This window comes from Dyella sp. NPDC103356, assembly GCF_055584465.1.
The window spans coordinates 166,011-190,679 of sequence record NZ_JBVJLZ010000004.1; the positions used below are offsets into that span (position 1 = coordinate 166,011).

27 protein-coding genes are annotated in these 24,669 nt (G+C 62.6%); 19 read left to right on the forward strand and 8 right to left on the reverse strand.

What is annotated here, in order from left to right; genetic code table 11:
* Positions 1–89: 89 nt before the first annotated feature.
* The 3 genes from ACZ6WW_RS10690 to ACZ6WW_RS10700 all read right to left on the reverse strand — a co-directional run bounded on the left by ACZ6WW_RS10690 (position 90) and on the right by ACZ6WW_RS10700 (position 2,837).
* A complete protein-coding gene (locus ACZ6WW_RS10690; protein WP_281851217.1) occupies positions 90–1,025 on the reverse strand; it encodes a patatin-like phospholipase family protein in 936 nt (311 codons plus the stop codon).
* A 100-nt stretch (positions 1,026–1,125) separates the two neighbouring features.
* Positions 1,126–1,821 carry a 2OG-Fe(II) oxygenase gene (locus ACZ6WW_RS10695; protein ID WP_465274184.1) on the reverse strand — a complete coding sequence of 232 codons (696 nt, stop codon included), beginning with the start codon at positions 1,819–1,821 and terminating at the stop codon, positions 1,126–1,128.
* Complete coding sequence (locus ACZ6WW_RS10700; protein ID WP_281851215.1) at positions 1,821–2,837, reverse strand: class 1 fructose-bisphosphatase; 1,017 nt, start codon at positions 2,835–2,837, stop codon at positions 1,821–1,823. Before ACZ6WW_RS10700 ends, ACZ6WW_RS10695 begins: the two co-directional genes overlap by 1 nt.
* A 215-nt stretch (positions 2,838–3,052) precedes the next feature.
* Between ACZ6WW_RS10700 and ACZ6WW_RS10705 the strand changes: the two genes are divergently transcribed.
* The 5 genes from ACZ6WW_RS10705 (at position 3,053) to ACZ6WW_RS10725 (ending at position 6,909) form a co-directional block, all read left to right on the forward strand.
* Positions 3,053–3,661: a DJ-1/PfpI family protein gene (locus tag ACZ6WW_RS10705; protein WP_465274185.1), complete on the forward strand. Its 609-nt coding sequence runs from the start codon at positions 3,053–3,055 to the stop codon at positions 3,659–3,661.
* 11 nt (positions 3,662–3,672) lie between these two features.
* Entirely contained in the window at positions 3,673–3,858 is a 186-nt protein-coding gene (locus tag ACZ6WW_RS10710) for a hypothetical protein (protein ID WP_465274186.1), read from the forward strand.
* The gene (locus ACZ6WW_RS10715) at positions 3,855–4,259 is read left to right on the forward strand and encodes a GFA family protein (RefSeq protein ID WP_465274187.1); all 405 of its coding nucleotides are present in this window, start codon (positions 3,855–3,857) and stop codon (positions 4,257–4,259) included. The genes ACZ6WW_RS10710 and ACZ6WW_RS10715 overlap by 4 nt, the downstream gene beginning before the upstream one ends.
* 76 nt (positions 4,260–4,335) lie before the next feature.
* Positions 4,336–5,040, forward strand: coding sequence for a helix-turn-helix transcriptional regulator (locus ACZ6WW_RS10720; protein ID WP_281851211.1), 705 nt, complete (start codon positions 4,336–4,338; stop codon positions 5,038–5,040).
* An 87-nt stretch (positions 5,041–5,127) separates the two neighbouring features.
* Positions 5,128–6,909, forward strand: a complete 1,782-nt coding sequence (locus ACZ6WW_RS10725; protein WP_465274188.1) for a DUF885 domain-containing protein — start codon at positions 5,128–5,130, stop codon at positions 6,907–6,909.
* Between the two features lie 29 nt (positions 6,910–6,938).
* On the opposite strand, the gene ACZ6WW_RS10730 is transcribed toward ACZ6WW_RS10725, so the two are convergent.
* The 3 genes from ACZ6WW_RS10730 to ACZ6WW_RS10740 all read right to left on the reverse strand — a co-directional run bounded on the left by ACZ6WW_RS10730 (position 6,939) and on the right by ACZ6WW_RS10740 (position 12,630).
* Entirely contained in the window at positions 6,939–10,571 is a 3,633-nt protein-coding gene (locus ACZ6WW_RS10730; RefSeq protein WP_465274189.1) for an autotransporter outer membrane beta-barrel domain-containing protein, read from the reverse strand.
* A 404-nt stretch (positions 10,572–10,975) separates the two neighbouring features.
* Entirely contained in the window at positions 10,976–11,521 is a 546-nt protein-coding gene (locus ACZ6WW_RS10735) for a cytochrome b (RefSeq protein ID WP_465274190.1), read from the reverse strand.
* Complete coding sequence (locus ACZ6WW_RS10740; RefSeq protein ID WP_465274191.1) at positions 11,521–12,630, reverse strand: catalase family peroxidase; 1,110 nt, start codon at positions 12,628–12,630, stop codon at positions 11,521–11,523. The genes ACZ6WW_RS10735 and ACZ6WW_RS10740 overlap by 1 nt, the downstream gene beginning before the upstream one ends.
* Positions 12,631–12,750: 120 nt before the next feature.
* Between ACZ6WW_RS10740 and ACZ6WW_RS10745 the strand changes: the two genes are divergently transcribed.
* The 4 genes from ACZ6WW_RS10745 (at position 12,751) to ACZ6WW_RS10760 (ending at position 15,312) form a co-directional block, all read left to right on the forward strand.
* Positions 12,751–13,260 carry an RNA polymerase sigma factor gene (locus ACZ6WW_RS10745; RefSeq protein WP_465274192.1) on the forward strand — a complete coding sequence of 170 codons (510 nt, stop codon included), beginning with the start codon at positions 12,751–12,753 and terminating at the stop codon, positions 13,258–13,260.
* The gene (locus ACZ6WW_RS10750; RefSeq protein ID WP_465274193.1) at positions 13,257–14,009 is read left to right on the forward strand and encodes an anti-sigma factor family protein; all 753 of its coding nucleotides are present in this window, start codon (positions 13,257–13,259) and stop codon (positions 14,007–14,009) included. Before ACZ6WW_RS10745 ends, ACZ6WW_RS10750 begins: the two co-directional genes overlap by 4 nt.
* A gap of 73 nt (positions 14,010–14,082) precedes the next feature.
* Positions 14,083–14,496: an MbcA/ParS/Xre antitoxin family protein gene (locus ACZ6WW_RS10755; RefSeq protein WP_281852801.1), complete on the forward strand. Its 414-nt coding sequence runs from the start codon at positions 14,083–14,085 to the stop codon at positions 14,494–14,496.
* A gap of 132 nt (positions 14,497–14,628) precedes the next feature.
* Complete coding sequence (locus ACZ6WW_RS10760; protein WP_281851205.1) at positions 14,629–15,312, forward strand: RES family NAD+ phosphorylase; 684 nt, start codon at positions 14,629–14,631, stop codon at positions 15,310–15,312.
* Positions 15,313–15,471: 159 nt separating this feature from the next.
* Here the strand turns inward: ACZ6WW_RS10760 and phhA are convergent, their stop codons facing one another.
* Positions 15,472–16,362: a phenylalanine 4-monooxygenase gene (phhA, locus tag ACZ6WW_RS10765; RefSeq protein WP_465274194.1), complete on the reverse strand. Its 891-nt coding sequence runs from the start codon at positions 16,360–16,362 to the stop codon at positions 15,472–15,474.
* Positions 16,363–16,497: 135 nt separating this feature from the next.
* On the opposite strand from phhA, the gene ACZ6WW_RS10770 reads away from it, so the two are divergent.
* From ACZ6WW_RS10770 to ACZ6WW_RS10785, 4 genes are all read left to right on the forward strand, one after another.
* Positions 16,498–16,974 (forward strand): Lrp/AsnC family transcriptional regulator, encoded by a 477-nt coding sequence (locus tag ACZ6WW_RS10770; RefSeq protein ID WP_465274195.1) that lies wholly within the window; start codon positions 16,498–16,500, stop codon positions 16,972–16,974.
* Positions 16,975–17,054: 80 nt separating this feature from the next.
* Positions 17,055–17,855, forward strand: a complete 801-nt coding sequence (locus ACZ6WW_RS10775) for a lysophospholipid acyltransferase family protein (protein WP_281851202.1) — start codon at positions 17,055–17,057, stop codon at positions 17,853–17,855.
* A complete protein-coding gene (locus ACZ6WW_RS10780; RefSeq protein WP_465274196.1) occupies positions 17,852–18,859 on the forward strand; it encodes a YheT family hydrolase in 1,008 nt (335 codons plus the stop codon). Before ACZ6WW_RS10775 ends, ACZ6WW_RS10780 begins: the two co-directional genes overlap by 4 nt.
* A 208-nt stretch (positions 18,860–19,067) precedes the next feature.
* Positions 19,068–19,466 carry a DUF3224 domain-containing protein gene (locus ACZ6WW_RS10785; RefSeq protein ID WP_465274197.1) on the forward strand — a complete coding sequence of 133 codons (399 nt, stop codon included), beginning with the start codon at positions 19,068–19,070 and terminating at the stop codon, positions 19,464–19,466.
* Here ACZ6WW_RS10785 and ACZ6WW_RS10790 read toward each other — a convergent pair.
* Positions 19,463–20,938, reverse strand: coding sequence for an AAA family ATPase (locus ACZ6WW_RS10790; RefSeq protein ID WP_465274198.1), 1,476 nt, complete (start codon positions 20,936–20,938; stop codon positions 19,463–19,465). The genes ACZ6WW_RS10785 and ACZ6WW_RS10790 overlap by 4 nt on opposite strands.
* A 300-nt stretch (positions 20,939–21,238) precedes the next feature.
* On the opposite strand from ACZ6WW_RS10790, the gene ACZ6WW_RS10795 reads away from it, so the two are divergent.
* The 6 genes from ACZ6WW_RS10795 to ACZ6WW_RS10820 all read left to right on the forward strand — a co-directional run bounded on the left by ACZ6WW_RS10795 (position 21,239) and on the right by ACZ6WW_RS10820 (position 24,669).
* Positions 21,239–21,862 (forward strand): YbhB/YbcL family Raf kinase inhibitor-like protein, encoded by a 624-nt coding sequence (locus ACZ6WW_RS10795; RefSeq protein WP_465274199.1) that lies wholly within the window; start codon positions 21,239–21,241, stop codon positions 21,860–21,862.
* Between the two features lie 204 nt (positions 21,863–22,066).
* On the forward strand, positions 22,067–22,222 hold the full coding sequence (locus ACZ6WW_RS10800) for a DUF1328 domain-containing protein (RefSeq protein WP_281851197.1): 156 nt from the start codon (positions 22,067–22,069) through the stop codon (positions 22,220–22,222).
* A gap of 91 nt (positions 22,223–22,313) precedes the next feature.
* Entirely contained in the window at positions 22,314–22,676 is a 363-nt protein-coding gene (locus ACZ6WW_RS10805) for an ElaB/YgaM/YqjD family protein (protein WP_281851196.1), read from the forward strand.
* Positions 22,677–22,697: 21 nt separating this feature from the next.
* Complete coding sequence (locus ACZ6WW_RS10810) at positions 22,698–23,192, forward strand: ABC transporter ATP-binding protein (protein ID WP_281851195.1); 495 nt, start codon at positions 22,698–22,700, stop codon at positions 23,190–23,192.
* Positions 23,189–23,506 (forward strand): hypothetical protein, encoded by a 318-nt coding sequence (locus tag ACZ6WW_RS10815; protein ID WP_465274200.1) that lies wholly within the window; start codon positions 23,189–23,191, stop codon positions 23,504–23,506. The genes ACZ6WW_RS10810 and ACZ6WW_RS10815 overlap by 4 nt, the downstream gene beginning before the upstream one ends.
* A gap of 116 nt (positions 23,507–23,622) precedes the next feature.
* Complete coding sequence (locus ACZ6WW_RS10820) at positions 23,623–24,669, forward strand: AI-2E family transporter (RefSeq protein ID WP_465274497.1); 1,047 nt, start codon at positions 23,623–23,625, stop codon at positions 24,667–24,669.

Consider the following 24,669-nt stretch of genomic DNA (forward strand, 5'->3'; position numbering starts at 1 on the left):
ACGAAAGTCGACACGCTAGCAGCTTGGTTTGGCTCGATCCAAGTCCAGGAAGTTACGATCTGCAATGCCCGCTGAAAAATCCTTGAAACTCAAGGCTTGGCGGTTGCAGGCATCGCTGCATGCTGCAGTGCCTCACGCTCGGCGATCTTGGCGCGGATGGCCGGGATCGCCGCCAGGGTGGCACGCTCGCCTTCCAGGATCGCCCTGTCTTTCTGCTCGAAAGCGGTCGCACCGATGCCGCCGACCTTGGGCCGGATCACTACATCGGCGCGCGCCAGCTCCTGCGCACCGAGCTTCTCGCCCATGATGTTGATCGACTGGCCGATGGTGCCGAGCATGCCGTCGGGTTTGTTGTCCGCCGCTTTGGTCGAGATATCCACCGCGATCACGATGTCGGCGCCAAGCTGGCGTGCCGCATCTACCGGTACCGGGCTGGAAACACCGCCGTCGACATAGCGTTTGCCGTTGATCACGGCCGGCTCGAACACGCCCGGGATGCTGCTGGACGCACGCACCGCCTGGCCGGTATTGCCGCGCACGAAGACCACGCGCTGACCGGTGTCCAGTTCCGTCGATACCGCGGCGAAGGGCAGTTTCAGTTTGTCCATCGGACGGTTGTCGACCAGTTGGTTGACGTAGTCCTGCAGCTTCTGACCCTGCACCAGGCCACCGGAGAACAGACGCACGTCGCGAACCTTCGATTCGTCCAGCGAAAACGCCTGCTCCTGTAGCTGGAATGCATCCATGCCGCTGGCGTACAACGCACCGACCACACTACCGGCGCTGGTGCCCGATACCACGTCCGGATGAATGCCGCTGGCTTCGAGCATCTTGATCACGCCGATATGCGCAAAGCCTTTTGCGGCACCGCCGCCCAGCGCCAGGCCGATACGCAGCTTTACCGGCGTTACCACCGCTGCGGTGGTTGGCGGCGGTGGCTTCTTATGGCCGAGCACGCCGCAGCCGCCGATCAGCGCGACGGCGAGCAAAGGCATCAAACGACGTGCGCAAGCGGCAGGACTCATGGATCACTCATGGAAAAAGGGGAAGCGCGCGGCATTGTAATGGCCGGTCCGCTCCGCATAGATGGCAAAACCCGGGCGTATTCGCGCCCGTTGCCGGCCGTTAAGAGCTGTAGAGCTGCTCGGCGCGCTTGAACAGGATCCAGCTGGTGGCGATGTATTTGTCGCCCCCGCGTGGCCGGTTGCCGCGATGGGTATGGGTAAATGCAGCCGGCGCGATCAGCAGGCTGCCGCGACGCGGCGCCACCTTGCGATTCTGGTGCAGGAACTCGGTTTCGCCTTCGGTGAACGCGTCGTTGAGGTAAATCGTCCACAACAGGTGCCGATGCAACGTCTGCGCGTCGGCATGGCGCGGGAACAACTCGCAATGCCAGTACGGATAGCCGCCCTGGTCGGCACGGTAACGCTGCAGGTTGATATCGCCCGGCATGAAGACCTGCCGTGCCAACGCGCCCAGCTCTGCATCGCTCATGCTGGCGATGTCATCGGCCTGCAGGCGGCGCAGCTGGCCGTCCGAACCCGGTACCTGCAGCATCAGGGGAGCAATCAAGGTATAGGGATAGCGGCGCAGGTACGCGGTGAGTCCCGCCAACATGGCGAGGTTCAACGTGACTTCGTTATCGCGCCAGCCCGGTTTGCCGCTGATCGTGATATCGCTGGAACGCTTGAGCTGCGGATAGACACCACCACCGACCTGTCCGTCCACCGCCTGCCCGCTGGCTTCGAACGCGTCGATCAGTGCCGCGCATTGCGCGGCACTGAGGGCGTCTTCATAGACCTCGATAAAATCGGCGGTCATTACGCCTTGGCGCCGTCGGCCTGCTGGTGATAGTGCGTGGCCACCTCGACTTCCTGCTTCGAGCCGAGAAATACCGGCACGCGCTGGTGCAGGCCATGCGGCTGAAGCTCCATGATCCGCTCGCGACCGGTGGTCGCCGCGCCGCCGGCCTGCTCGACAATGAACGCCATCGGGTTGGCCTCGTACATCAGGCGCAGCTTGCCGCCCTTGGACATGATCTTGGCGTCCAGCGGATAGAAGAACACGCCACCACGGGTCACGATGCGATGCACGTCGGCCACCATCGAGGCCACCCAGCGCATATTGAAATCCTTGCCGCGTGGACCGTCCTTGCCGGCCAGCAGCTCGCCGATATAGCGCTGCATCGGCGCTTCCCAGTGGCGCTGGTTGGACATGTTGATGGCGAACTCGGCCGTCTCGTTCGGGATGCGGATATCGCGGCGGCTGAGGATGAAGCTGCCGACTTCGCGATCCAGCGTGAACTCGTGCGTGCCGTGCCCGAAGGTCAGCACCAGCAAGGTCGCCGGGCCATAGACCACATAACCCGCCGCGAGCTGGGTTGTCCCCGGCTGCAGGAAGTGCTCCATCTTCGGCTCGGTCACGCCATCGGGGCAGCGCAGCACGGAGAAAATCGTTCCGACGGAGATATTGACGTCGATGTTCGACGAACCGTCCAGCGGATCGAACAACAGCAGGTGGTTGCCCTTCGGGTACATGTCCGGGATCTGCTGCGGATCCTCCATTTCCTCCGAAGCGCACGCGGCCAGGTGGCCACCCCAGGCATTGGCCTCGAGCAGGATCTCGTTGGAGATCACATCCAGCTTCTTCTGCGCCTCGCCCTGCACGTTGTCGCTGCCGGCGTTGCCCAGTACACCACCCAATGCGCCTTTGTTCGTCGCTACGGCAATGCGCTTGCAGGCACGCGCCACCACCTCGATCAGCAACGACAGCTCGTTATTGATGTGACCGGCGCGGCGTTCCTCGATCAGGAACTGGATGAGGGAAATGGACTTCATGGTCGGCCCGATGGAAGAAGGATGCGTATTGTCGCTGGTGGGACTGAATGCTGCCAGTTGATGCGAGAGGCCCCCTCTCCCCAACCCTCTCCCCTGGCTCTGCGGGGGAAGGGGGTTGGGGTGACGGGACTGGATGCTCCCCGGACCATTCCCTACTGACAACACGTTGGCAGCAGCCCCCCTCCATGATCTCAACATCAGCGGAGGGAGAGGTCATGCGAGACACGGTTTATTTCTTGGCTTTTGAAGGATTTGCGGACTGGCAGGCCGCGCTGGCGCTGTGCGAAATCCGTCGCCCCGGCGATTGGCAGTTGCGCACCGTCGGTTTCTCGATGCAACCGGTGGTGTCGATGGGCGGGCTGCGCATGTTGCCCGAGCTGACCCTGGAACAACTCGATGCCGATGACGCCGCCTTGCTGATCCTGCCTGGTGGCCATCTATGGGAGCGACGCCAGAGCGAGAGCGCACTGGCGGCCATTGCCCGGATGCATGAGCAGGGCGTGACCCTGGCGGCTATCGACAACGCCGTGTTGGCACTGGCACGTGTGGGCTTGCTCGAAGCGCGTCGCCACACCGCCAGCTGGCCGGGCCAGATCGCCACGCACGTGCCGCAATACCACGGCCAGGGCCGTTACGACGATCGCGCACTGGCCGTGGCCGACGGCGGCGTGATCACCGCCAGTCATCTGGGTAGCGTGGAATTCGGACGCGAAGTGATCCGGGCACTGGATCTGTACAGCCCGATGGATCGCGAGCATTGGTATCGCATGTTCAAGCTTGCCGTACCGCCGCCGTGGTTGGGCAGCGGGCAGGCGGCGGCCTGAAGGAGGGCGTCATGGGCAAGGCATGGCAACGCGCGTTGATGACGGCCTACCGGCCGATGCAACTGCGCGGAATGATGGTCGAAGGCCAATACCGGCTGCCGGCCACCACATCCGAAACACGACTACCGCAGCGGCGCATGCTGCTGCTCGCACTTACCGCCGGATGGTTTCGGCATCGCTCCAAGGGAAATCCATGATCAAGACTTATCAAGGCAGCTGCCATTGCGGCGCGGTCCGTTTCGAAACCGATCTCGACCTGGCCGCAGGCACCGGCAAATGCAACTGCTCGTACTGCGGCAAGACCAGGCAATGGGGCACCATCGTCAAGCCCGATGCGTTTCGCATGCTGACTGGCGAAGAAGCATTGAGCCATTATCAGTTCAATACGCAGAGCATGCATCACCTGTTCTGCAAGCACTGCGGCGTACATGCGTTCGGCCGCGGGCATCTGGAGGTTCTCGGCGGCGATTTCATCTCGATCCACGTCGCCTCGCTGGACAATGCGTCGGATGCCGAATTGGCAGCCTCGCCCGTGCACTATTCGGACGGCCGCAACGACAACTGGCAGAACCCGCCGGCCGAGACGAGGCACCTGTAGCCATGACGAGGCGGCCGACCCGTACCCATGACCTGTGTCGCAAGCCCTGCGACCGCGGATCGGTCATGATGCGTGCATGCGACGCGCCGACCGCCTCTTTCTTATCATTCACGCCTTACGCGGGCGCCGCACCGCCTTGCCGGCGCGGCAGCTCGCCGAGACGCTCGACGTCTCGCTGCGTACGGTCTACCGCGACGTGGCCGACCTGCAGCTATCGGGCGTGCCGATCGAAGGCGAGGCCGGCGTCGGCTACGTGCTGCGCAAGGGCTCGGACATCCCCCCGCTGATGTTTACCGCCGACGAGCTCGAATCGCTGGTGGTCGGCACGCGCTTTGTCCGCGCATTCGCCGGCGAACGGCTGGCTGAAGGGGCCAAGGCCGCGCTGCTGAAAATCGAGGCCGTGCTGCCGCCCGAGTTGCGCGAGCGCGCCGCGCATACGCGTATCTACGCGCCGGTCTGGCGTAGCAAGCAGGCATCGGATTTCGCCGGACTGATCGACCGCCTGCATCAGGCCATCGCCACGTCGCAGGTCCTGCAACTGGAGTATCGCGACGAAGGCGGTCGCAGCAGTTCGCGCGAGATCGAGCCGCTGTGCCTGTCGTTCTGGGGCGGCGCGTGGACCTTGGGCGCATGGTGCCGGCTACGCAGCGATTTCCGTAATTTCCGCCCCGACCGCATCGCCGAATGCCGCCATCTGGACGAACGCTTCGTCGAACAGGACGGGCGCAACCTTGCTGCGTATCTGCGTTCGGTGCAGAACGAATACACAGCGATGGAGTGAGAGGATTGTTCCGGGAATAATGCGATGATTGATCGTATTGTCGTGATCGCATCGTGGTGATCGCATGGTCCTTGGGGAATCCGCATCGTGAAGAATCTGCACCGTAGCGCGCTTTGGCTCACCGTCACCCTGGCGCTCGCCGCACCTGCCTTTGCCGATGCCACGCATGACACCGATGCACGCTTTCGTCAGATCTATACGCAAGAATGGGCGTGGCGCAACGGCCAGGCCGGCGTACAGACCTCGGGCGAGACACAGGTCAACAACGGTCGGCTCGATCGCGTCGATGCCGCCAGCCAGGTGCAGCGACAGAACGAGTGGCAGCAGGTGCTCAAGCAGCTGGACGGCATCGATGTAAAGCAGCTGTCGCCGGAAGAGCAGATCAACTACGCGGTGTATCGCGCACAGATCCAGAACCTGCTGGCGGCCCAGCAGTTCAAGCAGTGGCAGATGCCGTTCAATAGCGACTCGGCGTTCTGGAGTGACGTCGGTTACGAGCTCGACAGCGACAACCTGCATAACCTCAAGGATTACCGCAGCTATCTCGATCGGCTCGGCCAGGTCCCTGCATACTTCTCGCAGGAGATCGACAATATGCGCGATGGTCTGGCGCGAGGTTTCAGCGTGCCGCGCGAGGTGCTCAACGGTCGCGATGTGTCGATCGCCGCGGTGGCCGAACTGAAGGATCCGACCCAGAGCAGCTTCTACAAGCCTTTCCTCAAGCTGCCGGACAACATCGAGCCCGTCGATGCCGAACAACTGCGCAAGCAGGCGCGGGCGCTGATCGCCGACAAGATCATTCCAGCCTACGCGCAACTGCTCGCTTTCTTTCGCAACGAGTACGTGCCCAAGGCGCGCACCACGCTGGCGGCTGAAAAGATGCCGGACGGCGAGGCTTGGTATCGCCAGCAGATCATCGAATACACCACGCTCGACGTCACGCCTGGCGCAGTGCACGAAGTGGGCTTGAACCTGGTCGCCAAGCTGCATGACGAGATGGTCAAGACCATGCAGGAGACGGGCTTCAAGGGCAGCTTTGCCGACTTCCTGCATTTCCTTCGAACCGATCCGCAGTTCTACGCCAAGACGCCCGATGAGCTGCTGATGCGCACCGCCTGGGTGGCCAAGCAGGTCGATGCGCAACTGGGCCACTACTTCGGCCGTCTGCCGCGCCAGCGTTTCGCGATCGTGCCGGTGCCCGACGATATCGCGCCCTACTACACCTCCGGCCGCGGCGGCGCGAGCACGTACCTGGTCAATACCTACGACCTGCCCTCGCGCCCGCTCTACAACATGCCTGCACTGACCTTGCACGAGTCCATGCCAGGCCATTCGCTGCAGCTCGCGCTCGCCCAGGAGCAGCACGACCAACCCGACTTCCGTCGCAATGGCTATATCTCCGCCTACGGTGAAGGCTGGGGTTTGTACTCGGAGTATCTCGGCAACGAGATGGGCATCTACAAGACGCCTTACGAACGCTTCGGCTATCTCACTTACCAGATGTGGCGCGCGTGCCGCCTGGTGGTGGATACCGGTATCCATCACCTTGGCTGGACGCGCCAACAAGCGATCGACTACATGACGCAGAACACCGCCTTGTCCGATCGCGAGATCGCCAACGAGGTCGATCGCTACATCAGTTGGCCCGGGCAGGCGTTGAGTTACGAACTGGGTTACTTGAAGTTGCTGGAGTTGCGCAAGAAAGCCGAACAGGATCTCGGGCCGAAATTCGACATTCGGCATTTCCACGACACGGTGCTGGCGCTGGGGTCGGTACCGTTGCCTGTACTGGAGAAGCGCATCGACCGGTTTATCGCCGAGGGCGGGCCGGCGCCGGATGTTGGCTGCGATTGCGCAAAGAAGAAGTAGTCAAGGCGAGGAATGATGCGTCGCCATCACTACCAGGTCCAACGCAGCCCCGCATTCGCATACAGACTGTCCCGCTTTGTATTCGTCGTGCGCCTCACCGCCATCTGGCCGCCGCCTGATGCATAAGCGGTCAGACGCGCCGTCAAACGCGCGGTGACACCGGCCGACAATTCGACACGACTCGCCTGAACAACCGCCGGCACCGAGCCCAGATCGTCGTAGCCGGTGGTCGCCCGCGCGCCCCAGTCGCGCCACCAGTTCACCGCGACATAGGGCTGCCAGCGTTGTCCGCTGGCGGTGGTCCATGACCACTTGCCACGCAGCCCGACGCGACCCGTATTGCCATAGGCGCTGCCCAGCGCGACTTCGCCCAGGCCATCGTCGCCGGAACCGAAGCGGCTTTTTTGCCAGATCACCTGAATCTGCGGTTCGAGCACGAAACCTGGACCGAGCGCGGCCCACGGAAACGGATAGCCTGCCTCCAGCGAGCCGAGCAAATCGGTACCCCTGGTATCGAGGCTGGTATTGGATGTATTGGCACGACCGCGATAACTCGTCGCCTGCACCACGCCGTCCACATACCAATCGCCTGGGCCGTAATGCGTGAAATAGGCGCCGAACGAGGTGGCGTAGAGCCTCAATGTGCCGGTCTGTTGCATCTCGTAGCCGGTGGCTTCGTCGTTGGTCACCAGTCCGCGCACATCCGCGCCGGCACTACCGTAAGCCAGGTAAGCTCCCATCCGATCGGCATGGCCCGATATCCATTCGCCCTGCCACAGGTCGGCACCGACCTGGATGCCATACATGTCGCCATCGGCCCGAGGCGCAGCAAAAGACCGGTAGCTGTGGTTGAAACTGTTGGCAAATACGCGTGCCCACACGGACGGTCCGTGATCGCTATCGGCATGTTCCGATGCCATCAGCGCGCTGTCTCCGATGCGTTGGTCCAACGTACCCAGTTCGAATTGCGCCAGATCGCGCGCCACCGGCATCACGGAACTGTAGGTGGCGATCTGTGGACCGATGATCGGATACACGCCGGGAGGCAACACGGGTTCAACCGGCGGATCGATGGGCAGCACCTCTTCCGGAGGACCCGGCGGCTCGGGCGGAACGACGAACTCGTTGCGCAGATACCAGCTGTCCACATTGCTGCCATCGGCACCACCACGGAACAGGCGATAATCGAGTGCGCCGCTACGCAGCTCGCCGGCGAGCTTGAACGCGTCGGTCGTTGTTGTTGCACCATTGATCGCCGATACCACCAGAACACCGTTACCGGTGGTCTCGCCTATCGTCGAGGCCGTGTTGTGCGCGATCACTGTCGTCGATCCTGTCACCGCACCGCCGTCAATGATCAATCGGTCCGATGGCGAATCGTCGCCCCCCATATACGTGTTCAGTTCAAGCACACCACCCTGGCCGACGTAGTTGCCGCGTATCGTCAACGAGCCATACTGAGTGTCGCCAATGACGGGATTGCCAGGCCACACCCGGCCCTGGTTCTGAACATCGCCGCCGATCACGCCAAAGCCCGACAAGGTCGCGCCCGGCGCCACCGTTACCGTGTTCGACTGAATCGAACCATCGATTGCAAGGGTACCCGCCACTATCCGGGTCGGCCCGGCATACGTCTGATCGCCGCTGAAACGCACTGTTCCCGGCCCGAGTTGGTCGACGCCGCCGGTGCCACTGATGATGTTCGAATAGGTCAGGTCATCGGAACGGTTGAACGCCAGCGTGCCGTTGTCCGTGATATTGCCGATAACGCTGCCGGTCGTACCGCCATGGCCCAGTTGCAGCACGCCGGCGTTAATCGCGGTGCCGCCCGTATAGGTATTGTCGCTGGCGAGAATCGTGGTGCCCGTGCCTGTCTGCGCCAGCGAGCCACTACCGGAGATCATGCTTGAAAGGGTCAACGTATCGGCGCGATCGATACTCAGCGAGCTGTTGTCGAGGATCGTGCCGACCACGCTGCCGGTACTGCCGCCGTTACCCAGCTGCAGTCCACCGGAGCCTTGCTCAATCGTGGTTCCGCCGGTGAACGTGTTGTCACCCGTCAACACGGTGACACCCGAACCTGCGACAGACAAGCTACCGCTGCCTGAAATGGTTCCATCGAAAGTAACGGCATCGGAGCGATTGAACTGCAGCGAAGCATTGTCTACGACATTACCGACAATGCTTCCGGATGTTCCGCCATCGCCCAACTGCAATTGACCGGCGTTGATGGTGGTGCCACCCGCGTAGGTATTGCCGGCCGTCAGCGTCAATGCACCTTGCCCGTTCTTGATCAGCTGCCCGGGGCCGGTCAGCACACTGGCAAGCGTGACGTCATTGAGCTGAGTATCGAATGTCGCGCCACCCGCTCCCAAAGGATTCAATCGCGGGGAAACATCGACCGTGCTGCCTGCCGCCCACTGCAGGCCGCCTCCATCGAGCGTGATGTTGCCCGCACCGAGGTTGTCGAGCGTCGCGAAATTGATCAGGCCACCGGTAACCGTCGTACCGCCTGCGTACGTGCTGGCGCCGGTCAGAGCTAGCGTGCCGGGGCCGATCTTGGTGAATCCTCCGGCACCGCTCAACACCGAGCTCACCGTGGCGGTCGCATCGACGCCATCGACATCAAAGATCCGATTGCCGGTACCGGCCAGCGTGATGCTGGGTATCGACACCGTCATATCGGAACCCTCTGCATAGTTGCCGAGGGTTCCGGCATTCCAGTTGAAGTTGCGGGTTCCGCCACCGGCACCCGGTTGGATCGTCTGCGCCAGTAGCACGCCGCCATTTAGATTCAGCGTCGCCGTCGCCGTGCCGGCCGCGCGTGCGTCGCTGCCGAGTGTGAGGGTCTGTGTGGTGACGGTCGCATTGTTGATAGTCAGGGTGCCCGACGCCGAGCCGGTTCCGGCTGTGCCATCGCGCAATCCGAGCACGATCGAGGTTGCGTCCAGCGTGCCCTTGTCCAGCGTCAAGGCGCCAACACCTGAAAATGAGCCGCTTCTCGATTCGCCGATCGTCAGGTTGGTCACTTTCGCATCCAGCGTCCCTCCACTGAGATCGACGGTGCCTGAAGTGTTCGCGTTACCGGTACCGTTGATACCGATATTCCAGTTGGCGACAGGGCTGGCTCCATCGACACCGCGCAATGCCAATGTCGCATCCCCGGTGCTGCTCTGAAACGATAGCGTGCCACCGGTTCTGGATGCCGTACCCACATTGATTGTGTCGGCGTTGATGCTGTTGCTTTTGCCGAGGCGTACGGTACCGAGATTCTGGAACGCACCGCCTGCGCCGTTTGCTACGCTGCCTACGCTGAATGATGACGTTGTAATGGCATTACTGCTCTGCGCAAGAAAGAGCGTTCCACTGCCGGCTCCGGTATTGCTGCGCCCGCTCACGATGAACGTTTGCGTGGGGTTGTTGAAAACAAAGTTCGTCAACCCGGTCATATCGAGCTGCATACGCGAGGTCGCCGATGTGCCACCCAAAATGAAGCCGGTCGTAGCGCCGGTATACGTCAGTGTGTAGCCTGGCCCGGTTATCACGCCATTGACGTTATTGCCGACCGTGACGGCCGAGACCGTCTGGTTACCCGTCAGTACATACCTTGGGCTGCCACTCGTCAGGTTGATCGTCTGGGCATCGACTGTCCGGCCGGCCATGCCCATTCCGGCCGCAAGCAATCCGAGACATATCGGTCGTAGTCGCTGCGACGCGAGAGCAAGGAATTTTCGGTCGAGCGCATCGGCAGCAATAAGGCCGCCCATCCCTGGGCGTTCATGCAGGCGGCAACGAAACCCTTTTTTGACTTGCATGACCTCGCCCTCTATTTGAAAAGAAGCACTCGGTACTGCAATCCCGTCCGTGTCGCGCAGCCATCAATCGTCGGAGCGGGTGTTGAATCGGTTGCTTAATACGATAGGGAAACTCGAAACATTCGCCCCGAAAAGGCGCCTATGCAAAAGAGCTTGGTGGTTACATAAAGCAATCCGCCGCGCCGTGCAATATAGCGCTCATTGATATGGGCGTTTATTTAATAGCAATTGTAGATAATGTCGAGAAGTCCTCAGAATCTCCCCCGCTTCCACGAGCCCATAGCGGAAAATACGCCATCCCGGCGTATCAGCCCATGCAACAGGGCCGCTCCCAGATGAGCAAGCACCACCCCGAACAGCAACAGTGCCAAGGTCACGTGCACAGCATGCAGTAGCGCATACAACGGCGCGCTCTGCGACACGATCGGAGGCAGGTGGATCGAGCCGAACAGGCTGATCGGATAGCCGCCGGCCGACAACATCGCCCACCCGATCAGCGGCAGCGCGAACATCAGCACATAAAGCAGCACATGCGACGCATGCGCGGCGAGCTTCTGAATGGCCGGCAGATCCGCAGGTAAAGGCGGCGCCTTGGTAACCAGCCGAACGATCAAACGGATCGCGGCCAGCACGAGAATCAGAATGCCCAACGGCTTGTGCAGCTCATACAGCCAACGCCGCGCATCGGAGGCGGTCGACATCATGCCAACGCCGACAAACAGCATGGCCAGGATCATCAGCGCCATCAGCCAGTGCAGTGCGCGCAGGGCAAGCGAGAAACGGATCGGCGTGTTCATCAGCGTGCTCCTTCCAGAACAGAACGTGCGGCCGCGTCTTTGGACAAGGCGCTCGGCGGCGTGGGCTGTTCACCGGCACGACGGGTGAACGAGCGCGCATAGGCGGCCGAACGTGCGGCAAGCAGCGGGTCGTCGGACGCGGATATGCCGGCCGGAAGGATCAACGGATCGAAAGTGACATCGCGGCACGGGCCGTTGTCTTCGAGCGACGCGCGGTCGAGCACCAGCGTGCCCACATCGACCTGTTCGCGATCGGCCGGCCATGGCTTGGTCGCATCATTGGTCGAATCACCCGGTTGAGCCAGCGTCACGATGAGTTCCCAGCGCAACGGTTGTTGGCTCAGGCGTTGAATCGCATCGTCGAACAGAAAGTTGGGCTGCGTCTTGTTGAGGTCGGCCAGCTTGGCCTTGTCGATCTCGACAAACGGCGCCTCGGGCTTGAGCGACCAGCGCACGGCGCGTGTCTGCCCTTCGCTGTTGGTGAAACGAAACGCGTTGATCGAGTAATACGTGCTGGCCGCGAAACTCGCCGCGAACGGCGCGTCGTGCAGCCACTTTACGAAAGCACGCGTTTCCGGATGGGCCGCCATATAGGCCTGCACGCGTGCCGGGTCGGGCTTGCCGGTGGCCTTGTCCGGCGCGGTGGCCAGCTGAAAATCGACAAACGACTGCGGTGTAGCGATCGGGAAAATCGGCGTGTCGTCCATCGCGGTGCGCCAGATCTCGCCATTGGTCTGTTGAAAGCTCAATGCGATGGCGTGGAAGCCCGGCACGCCATCGGGCGAGTTCGGGTCGCCAACGCCAAGCGAGAAGCGTCCAAAGACGGGCGTGCGTCCCTGAGCGAATACCCCGGCCCTGGACAGGGCCGTGCCGTTGCCGTTGGCATCGAAATGCCCGGCGAAGCACAGGCCTTTTTCGTGCGCGCGGCGCACGCCAGGGTGGACCCCATGGGTTTCCAGGGCATCCACTATCCGGCCCCCCGATATGCGTGACGGGCTGAGCCAGCCGGCGGCCCAGACAAACAAGCCGGCGATGACAGCGAGGATGACCCCGATCAATGCGCCCTTGGCCAAGGTTTCGGGGCGGCGGGGAGGTGTGGGTTCGGACATGGCTTGGGCTCCTAGAGTGGCTAGTACCGACCAGGGCGAGACGCCGCAGACGCGGCTTTATTCCCGATGGAATAAATTCCAGGTTGCGGCGTCACATCACGGTACTCCGGAACCGGCCCCATGAACCCCATCAACGACGACGATCTGCGTGAGCTGCTGCCGGCCCTGCGGCGTTTCGCGCTATGGCTGGCCCGCGACGCCGCGACGGCCGACGACCTGGTCCAGACCTGCATGGAAAAAGCACTGTCGCGCTGGGCTTCGCGCCGCGACGGTGATCTGAAGGCCTGGCTGTTCTCGATCCTGTATCGCCAGTTCATCGACGACAAACGGCGCGCCAAGCGTTGGGGCCGGTTGTTCGACGCTTTTCGGCGGGATGACCTGGAGCAGGAACCTTCGGCCGAAGACACCTACGCGGCGCGCAGTGCGCTGGGCAGTTTCGATCAATTGAGCGACGACCAGCGCGCGGTGTTGCTGATGGTCACCGTGGAAGGCTTGAGCTACGAAGAAACCGCTGCCGCGCTGGATCTCCCGCTCGGTACCGTCATGTCGCGCCTGTCACGGGCACGCAAGGCTTATCGCGAGTTGACCGGCAACGGCAGCTCAACCACCGCGTTGCGGAGGGTGAAATGAATCCGTTTGTTCCTACCGAAGACGAGCTCCACGCTTATGTGGATGGCCAGCTGGACGCCACCCGGCGCAGCGATATCGAGGCATGGCTGGCCGAGCATCCCGATCAGGCCGCCGAGGTCGCGCAATGGCGCCGCCAGGCCGAGATGCTTCGCACCGCGCTGCCGGCTTATCTGCTGCCAGCCAATCCAGCGCTCGATCCTGTCGCGGTGCGCCGCACCGTGCACCGCCGTCGACAGCGGCGGCTTGCGCTATGCGCGTCGCTGCTGATCACCCTGGGCGCCGGTGGCATGGGTGGTTGGCAGGCCCGCAATGTCAGCCTGGCGGCGGCCCATCCGCCCATGCAGGACGCGCTGGAGGCTTATCGGACCTTTGCCACCGACCGGCTACGTCCGGTGGAAATGGATGGCAGCCACGCCAATGCCCTGGAAAGCTGGCTCTCGGGGCGGATCGGGCGACCGATGTCCCTGCCGAATCTGGGCTCCTACGGCTTCAAGTTGCTCGGCGGTCGCCTGCTATCCACCAGCGATGGCCCGGCGGCCCTGGTGATGTACGAGGACGAGCAGGGGCAACGCATCAGCCTTTATGTCCGGCCCAGCACCCGCTTTCCGGGCGACCTCAGCGGCTCACGGCAGGACAACGGCCTGTTGGCCAAGTATTGGTTCCGCAACGGCTATGGTTTTGCCGTGGTGGGCCGGGCGGATGACCCGCGGACCTCGGTGGTACAGGCGGCCATCCCCTCGGCGACGTGACGGGCGCGTTATGGCAACAACTTCACCAGTGTGGTAAAGTTGCTATCAACTTCACACAGGAAGTTACGTGGCCATGCATTCCGCCGTCACCCATACGCCGCAAAAGAACGGCCCGGCCGACCAGCCGATCGAGGAACTGGGCGGCGCCGCATTGCGTGCCTTTTTCCGTCTTGCCGATGCCTGGGAGCTGCGCATCGTCGACCAGCGCAAGCTGCTTGGCGGCCCGCCCGAATCCACCTTCTACAAGTGGAAGCGCGAGCAGGACGGCACACCCGGTCGCGACGTCATCGAACGTATCAGTTATCTATTGGGCATCTATAAAAGCCTGCATATTCTGTTCAGCGATCCGGATCAGGCCAACGCCTGGGTCCATCGGTCGAATCAGGCACCATTGTTCGGCGGGCACACAGCGATGGAACGGATGCTTTCTGGCAACGTCGCCGATCTCTATGTCGTGCGTCAGTATCTGGATGCGCAGCGCGGCTGACATTAAAGCTGTACTGGATGAATCTGTGCGGCCTTGAGAGATACGCTACGCTTAAAGCGAGTCGCGTCGCAGTCAGCGATACTCCCGATTGCTATGCTGTGATTTCCGATTCGCCAGGCAGGGAATTGCCGAATGACCCAGCTACCGCCCGTCAAACGCATCCGCTGGATTCACGCCTACCGCATCGTTCCCAGCCGCTTTCCGCCGGTGGGCGTGTTCGATCGCATCGCCGATCCGCGCGATCTGGATGCGATCTTCGCGATCGAGGCCATGACCAATCCGCGGCTGCGCCAGGAAGCGGGCGAGCTGAGCCTCGTGCCGCCCGAGCGCCGTATCAGCGGCCCGGGCAGTACGCCGGTGATGGCGGCATTCACGCATTTGAATCCCGATGGCAGCCGTTTTTCCGATGGTAGCTGGGGCGTGTTCTATGCCGGGCATAGCGTCAACACCGCCGTGGAAGAAACCGTCTATCACCGCGAGCGCTTTCTGGCCGCCACCTCGGAACCGCCATGCGACCTGGAGGTGCGCTGCTATCGCACCAGCATCAATGCCCTGCTGCATGACCTGCGCGGCGGCTGGCCAGCGGAGCATGATCCCAACAGCTACGTCGCCAGTGTCGCCTTGGCGCGAAAGCTGCGCTCGCAGGGTTCGGACGGGCTGGTCTTCGACAGCGTGCGCGATCCCGGTGGCGAATGCGTCGCCGTGTTCTATCCGGACCGCGTCGCGCCCTGCGTGCAGAGCGAACATTTCATCTACCGCTGGGACGGCACGCGGGTCAGCCAGGTGCTGTCGATCAGCGAGTGGAAGCGGCGCTGAAGGGTGTGAAGTCGGCCACTGCGTGGCCTGTAAAGGGGAAAGAGTAAAGGGGAAAGAGCAAGAGCCATGAACTGCCGACTCGAAGCTTTTCCCCTTTACTCTTTACAGCGCCGAAGGCGCGACTTTACAGGCCACGCAGTGGCCGACTTTACCGCCCCATCAAGTATCAGCGGCCGTCGACCAACCCTCACGCGTGCCGCGGTTGAACACACGATCGACATCGAGCACATCGCCCGCCGCATGCGCCGGCTCGTCGAGCAGCTTGGCGTAGATCGGCGTGAAGTCCGGACGCGTCGCGTCGAACAACTGCTCGAAGCTGTCGATGACGAAGTAGGTCTGCTGGAACGTGTCGATGCGATAGCGCGTGCTCATCACGCGCTCCAGCCCGAAGCCGATGCGATTGGGCGCCGCCGAGTCGAGCGAGTAAATCGATTCGCCCTTGGAGCTGACGATGCCGGCACCGTAGATGCGCATGCCGGCGGCGGTGTTGATCAGGCCGAATTCCACCGTGTACCAATACAGGCGCGTCAGATTCATCAACGCTTCGGGGCCGATCGCAAAGGCCTTCATGCCGCCCTTGCCGTAGGCCTGCATGTAATCGGCAAAAACCGGGTTGAGCAGCAGCGGCACATGCCCGAACAGATCGTGGAAAAGATCGGGCTCGCTCAAGTAGTCGAGCTGATCGGGCTTGCGGATCCACCAGCTGACCGGAAAACGACGATTGGCCAGGTGATCGAAAAACACTTCGTCGGGGAGCAGGCCTTCGACCGCCACCAGCTCCCAGCCGGTGGCCTTGCCCAGCACCTTGTTCAGATCGGCGAACTTCGGAATGCCGCCGTCACCCAGGCCAAAGCGCTCGACGCCGGCCAGGAATTCATCACAGGCGCGCCCTGGAAGCAGCTCGCGCTGACGCTTGAACAAGGTGTCCCACACCTCATGGTCGGTGCGGCTATAACCGGACCACGGCTGCTCGACCACGCCGGTGGCGTAAACCGGCACATAGCCGCGATCGGTCTGCTGGTGTTCGACGCGACGGGGAGTGGTGTCCATGGCGGCCTCGGTAGTTCTTCAAGCGGAGCAACAGAATACGCCCGGCGAGTCGCACGATGGTTGTTTTATTGCATCTATTCCTCGCATAGGTGCAATATTCAACCTATTGATTCGATATTATCGGTGAAATATTGCATGATCGAGCTCGATCGCACGGATTTACGCATGCTGGCGGTATTGCAGGGCGAGGGCCGTATCACCAATGCCGAGCTGGCCGAGCGGGTCAACCTGTCGCCGTCGGCCTGCCTGCGCCGGCTGCAACGACTGGAAGGCGAAGGGGTGCTCACCGGCTATACCGCCCAGGTCGACCCGCAGGCCGTCGGGCTGGGGCTGCAGGCGTTCGTTCGCGTGCAGCTGGCCAAGCATGAAGCCGAGGCGGTCGAACGCTTCGCCGCGCAGGTCAACGCCTGGGACGAAGTCGTCGCCTGCTATGCGCTGACCGGTGACATGGACTATCTCCTGCAAATCTACGTCAGCGACCTGCAGGATTTTTCGCGCTTCCTGTTGGACCGGTTGCTCAATGCGACGGGCGTGGCCGACGTCAATTCGAGCTTCGTGCTGCGTACCGTGAAGCGCTCGCCGGCGTTGCCGTTGAAGCAGCTGGAGCATTAGGCATTCCTCAAAAAGTTGCGTGGCTTTTTGTAGGAATGGCGACCGCAATCGCGTCAACTAACGGTAAACTAACCGGACCGATGAGTACCGACACCGTTCCTGCCCGAGTCAGCGACCCGATTCGTCCCTTGCGCTACCTGTGGCGCGTGCCGCTGCTGCTGCTGCACGTCGTGCTGGGTGTGCTGCTGTGCGGCGGCATCCTGACCTGGAACCGCCATCAGGTGATGAAGAACGGCCGTGAGCCGTTTACGCACCGGATGATTCGCTGGTGGTCGACCGTACTGCTGCGCATCTTCGGATTGCGCTCGGTGCGAGTGGGGCAACCGCTGGCCGATCCGGTCATGTTCGTGGCCAACCACACCTCGTGGATCGACATCGAGCTCCTGCATAGCCAGCGCGCGGCCTGTTTCGTCGCCAAGGCCGAAATCGCCCACTGGCCGCTGGTTGGCTGGCTGGCCGCCGCGGGCGGCACCATTTTCCACCGCCGCGGTAGCAACCATTCGCTGGCGGCGGTGATGCAGGTGATGGTCGACCGCCTGCATGCCGGCCGTTCGGTCGCCGTGTTCCCTGAAGGAGGCACCGGGCACAACGGCGTGCTGCGCGTTTTCCATGCGCGCATCTTTCAGGCCGCGTTGGATGCGGAAGTGGCCGTGCAGCCGGTGGCGCTACGTTTTGCGCGCAACGGTCGCCGTGTCGTCGACGCTGGCTTCCGCGAAAACGAGAACTTCATGCAGAACTTCCTGCGCCTGCTCGGCGAAGCGCCGCTGGATGCGGAGGTGCATTTCCTCGAGCCGGTACCGGCGTCGCCGGATGCGCGCCGTCGCATGGCGGAGTACTCGCGCGAACGCATTGCCGCCGCGCTGGAAGACAGCCCGCAATGACGTTGCCCTCAGGTAAGGACTTTCGTCCGCCCTGGCCGCTGACCAGCGGTCACATCCAGACCATGCTTTCGTCCAGCGGCGTGCGCCGCCAGCTGTTGCCCGGTCGCGCGCATAGCGTGCAGGACGGTGCCGAGCATGTGGTGGTCGACGGCGGCGACGGTGTACGACTGACCGGTGCATACACTGCCCAGCACGTGCAAAAAGAAGCACGCGGCCTGGCCGTGCTGTTCCATGGTTGGGAAGGCAGCGTCGACTCCACCTATGTGTTGCAGACCGGCAGCCGCCTGCTGCAGGACGGCTGGGACGTGTTTCGGCTGAACTTTCGCGATCACGGCGACAGTCACCAGCTCAACGAAGCACTGTTTCATTCGTGCCGCATCGACGAGGTCGTCAATGCGCTGGCCGATATCGCGCGGCGGTATCCCGCACGGCCGATGGCACTGGCCGGCTTCTCGCTGGGCGGCAATTTTGCCTTGCGCGCCGCCTTGCGTGCGCCGCAGGCTGGCATCCCGCTCGTTTACGCGCTGGCCGTGTGCCCGATCATCGATCCGGGCGAAGGCCTGTTCTCGCTGGAAGAAACCGCGCCGTGGTTCTACCAGGCGTACTTCATGCACAAGTGGCGCCGTTCGTTGAAGACCAAGCAGGCCGCCTTCCCCAATCGGGAATTTTTCGAGCTGGCCGAACTCAGGCAAAGCCTGCGTGGCCTGACCGAAGCGCTGGTGCTGCGCCATACCGACTTCGGTTCGCTGCAAGCCTATCTGGACGGCTATTCGGTGGCCGGCAATGCACTGGCCGCGATGCCGATCCCGGCCACCATTCTTACCGCCGAAGACGACCCGGTGATTCCCGTGTCGAGCTTTCGCAACCTGCAATTGCCATCGAACGTGGAACTGGATATTTCCCGCTACGGTGGCCATTGCGGCTTTATCAGCGGCTTCAACATGACCAGCTTTACCGACGACTACATCGCTGCGCGCTTCAACGCCGTAGCGGACGCACGCTGAACATCCGCGTGCGCATGGCGACAAGACGAACCTTGCTCTTGACGTCGATGTATCCCGGGCGTGACGATGTCGAACTCAGGAACGGGTCCGGGGGGACTTGATGTCGGCAGGTACACGCATCGCCGCAGCGTGTTTTATAACGGCATTTGGTTTGGCGGCATTCGCTTCGAAACTACCACCCGCTGTTGCATCGACAGAGAGTCGCATCATGACTGAGCACGCCAAAGGCACGTTCGACGTCAAAGTGCTACCGCAGACCGACGACGTCGCTATCGGCGATCCCTCGATCGGCCGCTTCGCCCTGGAAAAGCAGTTCCACGGCGACCTGGACGCGGTCAGCAAAGGGCAGATGCTCGGTTCGCGTTCGGACAACAGCACCGGCGGTTACGTCGCCATCGAGCGCATCAGCGGCAGCTTGTCCGGCCGCAAGGGCAGCTTCTCGCTGCAGCACATAGGGACCATGCAGGGCGGGAAGTCGACCATGGATGTGCAGGTCGTGCCCGGCTCGGGTTCAGGCGAACTGGAAGGCATCAACGGCCGCATGACGATCATCGTCACCGACGGCAAGCACGCCTACGACTTCCAATACTCGTTGCCCGTGCATTAATCGGCGAGCACGCAACGACCTTGCGCCCATTGCCGTAGTGCTTCGACCTGCTCGCGCATCAGCACCGACAAGGGGCGTGTGGAACGCAGGGCATCGAGCAAGGCCGGCTGCGCTATCGGCTGCCCACTGGTGCTGGCGTCGTAAAGCGCGCTGACAATGCTCTGCTCGATTTCCGCGCCCGAAAACCCGTCGCTGGCCGCGGCCAGTGCGGGGAGATCGAAGGCCTCGATCGGCAGCTTGCGTCGCTTCAAATGCAGGGCGAATACCTGCTCGCGCACGTCCTGGTGCGGTAGATCGACAAAGAAGATCTCGTCGAAGCGGCCTTTGCGCAACAGCTCGGCAGGCAATTCGTGGACCGCGTTGGCCGTCGCCACGACGAACACCTTGGACTTGCGTTCGGCCATCCAGGTCAGCAGATAACCGAGCACACGGCGAGATACGCCACCGTCATCGCCGCCGCTGGCCAGGCCTTTCTCAATCTCATCGATCCACAGCACGCATGGCGTCAGCAACTCGGTGCTGGCCAGCGCCTCGCGCAGGTTTTTTTCGGTTTCGCCCTGGTACTTGTTGTAGAGCGAACCGAAATCCAGGCGCACCAACGGTACGCCGAACCCGCCGGCGATCGCCTTGGCGGCCAGGCTCTTGCCGCAGCCCTGCACGCCGAGCAACAACACGCCCTTGGGCGGGTCGAGCATCGGGTTGGGTTCGGCGGCGAGAAACACCGTGCGTCTGCGCTGCACCCATTCGCGCAAGCGCGCGACGCCGGCGATATCGGCGAAGCTGGCGGTCGCGTATTCGTAGTGCAGCAAACCGGAACGATTGAGCAGCTCGAACTTCGTCTGCATCAGCTCCGGCAGATCGTCGGCTCTCAACGCCCCGTCGTTGTAGATCAGCTTGCGCACGATGCGCCGTGCATCCGGAGCGGCCAGACCCAACAGATTGCGTACGATCGTGCGCGCGGCATCGCCGTCCACCTCGACCCGGCGGCCGTGTTCGCGCTGATAAGCCAGCGCTTCGGCCCGCATGATCGCCGCCAGCTCCTTGATGTCGGGCAACGACAGCGGCACGCGCAGCGCCAGTGCTTCCAGATCGTCCGGTAATTCGATCTTCGCGCCGACCAGTACGATGGTGTGCGCGGCCGAACGTTGGCGTTGCACGATTTCGCGTAGCTGGCGAAGGCTCATCGCATAACGCAGCAGCGGGTGCATGTCGAACAGCAGATAGATGCCTGCGGCGTTGGCTGCACGGATGGTTTCCAGGGTGGAATCGACATCCGGCGCACTGGCATGATCGTCCTGCCCGAAGTCGAGCCGCGAGAGGCCGTCGGTCAGGGTCCAGCGCCACAACGGCCGCAGCGTTTGCGAAATGACATGCCGAAAACACTCGATGACGCGTTGCTCGTCGATCGTCTCGATCACCAGCAGCGGGGTCGCCGCGCGTACCAACGTCGTCAGGTCTTGCAGTTCACTCATTACCGTATCCCTGTCCCTGGCGCGCACCTTAGCAGACCGGATAGCACCGAACGACGGGCCCCGGAGTGATGCCGACAGGCGCCAACGCAGGGCCTGGGGGTATGATCGGCTCTTCGAAATCTCCAGGGATAATGGCGATGCGCAAACGGGCATGTGCTCTGTAAGGCAGCCGGCCGCCTGGCCGACGTACGGCCGTTGCCCGACGGCAGCTTGCTGGTCAGCGACGATCTCCGTGCTGCGTTGTATCGCGTAACCTACGGGCCATAATCTTTCGTCTTCGCAGAACTCAAGGAATCACCCATGCAGTTGCGCAGCGACAGTTTCCAGAACGGTCAGGCGATCCCAGCCGAGTTCGCTTTCGCCAGGCAGGCCTCGCCGGTCGAGCTCTCCGACAACCGCAGCCCTCACCTGGCTTGGCGCGATGCGCCGCATGAGACGCGCTCGTTCGTGCTTACCTGTCTCGACTACGACGTGCCCAGCAAGCCCGACGACGTCAACCAGCAAGGGCGTACCGTGCCGGCCGACCTGCCGCGCGTGGAGTTCGTGCATTGGCTGATGGCAAACATTCCGCGCGAATGCGGCGAGTTCGAAGCCGGCGCCTGCAGCGATGGTGTCGTGGCGCGGGGCAAGCGTGTGCCGTACGGGCCACCCGGCAGTGTGCAAGGTATGAACAGCTATACCGGCTGGTTCGAAGGCGACAAGGACATGGCCGGCGAATATCTCGGCTATGACGGTCCCTGCCCGCCGTGGAACGACTCCATCGTGCATCACTATCATTTTCGTGTGTACGCGCTCGACGTGGACAACCTGAATCTGGCCGACGGATTCACGCTGGACGCACTGCGCACGGCGATGGCCGGCCATGTGTTGGCCGAAGCCGAAGTCATGGGCACGTACAGCCTCAATCCGGCCGTAAAAGCCTGAAGCACGAAACGGTGCGTCCTTAGTCAGGATATGAAGCCAGATGAATGGCCGGATGAATGGCCAGATGAATGATAAGACGCATACAAACCGTGAAAGCTCCTCTCTTCACGCCCACAAGGCACGGGCAAGGGAATGATGGCTATCACACCTGCCGTTGCCGATGACACGCCGACAGCGGGGTGGTAGCCATAGAGGAGAACACCCATGCTTCATTACGCCCTGATTTTTCTGGTGATCGCGCTTATCGCCGCGTTCCTCGGCTTCGGCGGCATTGCCGGTACAGCGGCCATGATCGCGAAGGTGCTGTTTGTCATTTTCCTCGTGCTCGCCATCATTGCGTTCTTCCGTCGCGCAAGTTGACCGAACGGTTCCCTACCGCACCGTGCGCCATGGTCGCCGCGGTGCCGCATAACCCGCTAAAGTGAGGTCCAGCATGCCTACGGAGAACGACATGACCAAGCAGATCCCAGCGCGCGAAGCGGAAGCTACCGGCCGCATCGAGGAAGGCGCGGAGCGCATCAAGCAGGCGACCTCCGACGCGGTAGCCAGCACCAAGGAAACGGTCAATCGCACTGCCGACCGGGTCGAAGAAGGGCTGCATCGCGCTACCGACAAGGCCGCCGGTGCCGCCACGCGGGCTACCGAAAAAGCTGCCGATATCAGCGAGCGCGGGCGCGAAGCCTATGACGATGCGATGGATCAAGCCGATCTGTGGCTGGAGCGGGCACGCGAATATGTGCGCGAGAAACCCGTACAGTCGGTCGCCATCGCACTTGGCGCAGGCTGGCTGTTAGGCCGTATCCTTCGTCGCTGATGCGACCGAAGGAGGCCATCCATGCAACAAGCCGGGCCGGAGGAGGCCGCCGGTCCGACCGGTGGCGAAGCACCCCAGCAGCCGAAACCATCGAATTTTCTCGATGACATAGGCCGGCTTGGCCGCGCCTTCAAGCAGTTGTTCGGCGCGCAACTGTCATTGCTTTCGGCCGAACTCGGCCTGGCGCGCAGCGCGGTATCCTGGATGCTTGCCGCGGGGCTCGTCGCCACCGTCGCCGGCGTTGCGCTGGGCCTGACCTTGCTGGGATTGGTCGGTGTCGCCTTGGCACAGTGGTTCGGCTCCTGGCTTTGGGCACTGGGCGCGCTGGCGATACTGCAATTGTCGTTACTGCTCGGTGCGCTCTGGCTCTTCCGCCGTTGCATGCATTGGATGAGCCTGCCGGAAACACGCGGCCAGTGGCGCGCTATCGTGCACGACACGGTACAGCGTGCCGATATTCGTGCAGCCGCCGATGCACAGGAACGTGCCGGCGCGCGGCAAGGGGAAAGACCATGAGCATCCACAAAAAAGTGGCCAAGGTGCGCGAAGCGCAGGCGAAGATGAGCCTGGCGCGCCAGGCTGTCGTCGAACCCGCATCCGCCTTGCTGGCGCGTAGCGAGCGCTATCCGCTGATGACGGTTGGCGCGGCTGCCGGAGCCGGCGTGATACTTGGGCAATTGAACGTGCACCCGTTGCGCATCCCCGGCCTGGGTTCGCTGCTCAGCGGCACCGCCGCGGAAATCGTTGCGTATGCCACGCGAATGATCGCCGAGTTCGCCAGCCAGGCCGGCGACAACGTGGCCGACGATGGCATCGACGACGCGTCATGAACGTACCGGCGCCGCCTGATCAGATACCGCTCCCCACGGCGGCCGAACCGATGATCACGGTGCCTGCCGAGGCTGTGCCCAAACTGCAACGCAAGCTCTCCCAGCGCCTGCAGACCATGCAGGCGACACGCCGCCACCTGCGTGCGATCCGGGTGATCTTGAACATGCTGCTGGCGCTGGCGCTGCTTTATACGATCACCATCATCAAGGCACTGCTGATTCCCCTGGTACTGGCTGGCTTTATCGGCCTGGCACTCAACCCCATCGTGCATTTCGGCGCACGTCGGCGCATCCCGCGCTGGCTGACCGCCAGCGTGCTGGTCATCGGGTTGATCGTGGGCATCGGTGCCGGTATCGGCATGCTCGCACCGTCGGCGATTCATTGGTTCCACGACATGCCCGCGGTGATCAAGAACCTGGTGCCGAAGCTGAAAAGCGTGGTCGAGCCGATCGAAGCGGCCAACCGCGCCACGCAAAGCCTGGTCGGCACGCCGGTGCGTGCGCAACCACCACGGCCGGCGGCATTGGCATTCAACGTGTGGGACGTGGCATCGACTACGCCAAAGGTCGTGGCGGCGGTGCTGACGGTGATCCTGCTGGTGTTCTTCTTTTTGATCTACGGCGACCTGATCCTTCGGCGTCTGGTCGAGGCCTCGCCCGGATTTGGCTACAAACGTCACGCCGTAAGCATCGTGCGTGGCATCCAGAGCGAAGTGTCGCGTTATCTGCTGACCACGATGCTCATCAACGCAACCCTGGGCGCGCTCACCGCTGGCATGCTCTGGCTGTATCACATCCCCGACCCGCTGCTGTGGGGCACCGTGGCGATGATGGCCAATTTCATCCCGTATGTTGGCGCGATCACGACCACCTCCGTACTCGCGCTGGTCGGCCTGATGAATATCGACAATCCCGGCCAGGCGTTGCTACCGGCGCTGACATTTGCGGCCATTACCGCGGTCGAAGGCAACCTGATCACGCCGTTGATCCAGGGTCGGCGCATGCGCCTGTCGCCGATCGCCATTCTGCTGTGGCTGCTGTTGTGGGGCTGGCTATGGGGCATCCCCGGCGCCTTGCTTGCCGTGCCGATGCTGACCAGCACCAAGCTGATCGCCGAGCGTGTGCGTGGCTGGGGCTGGTTTGCACAGATGGTGCAGCGCTAA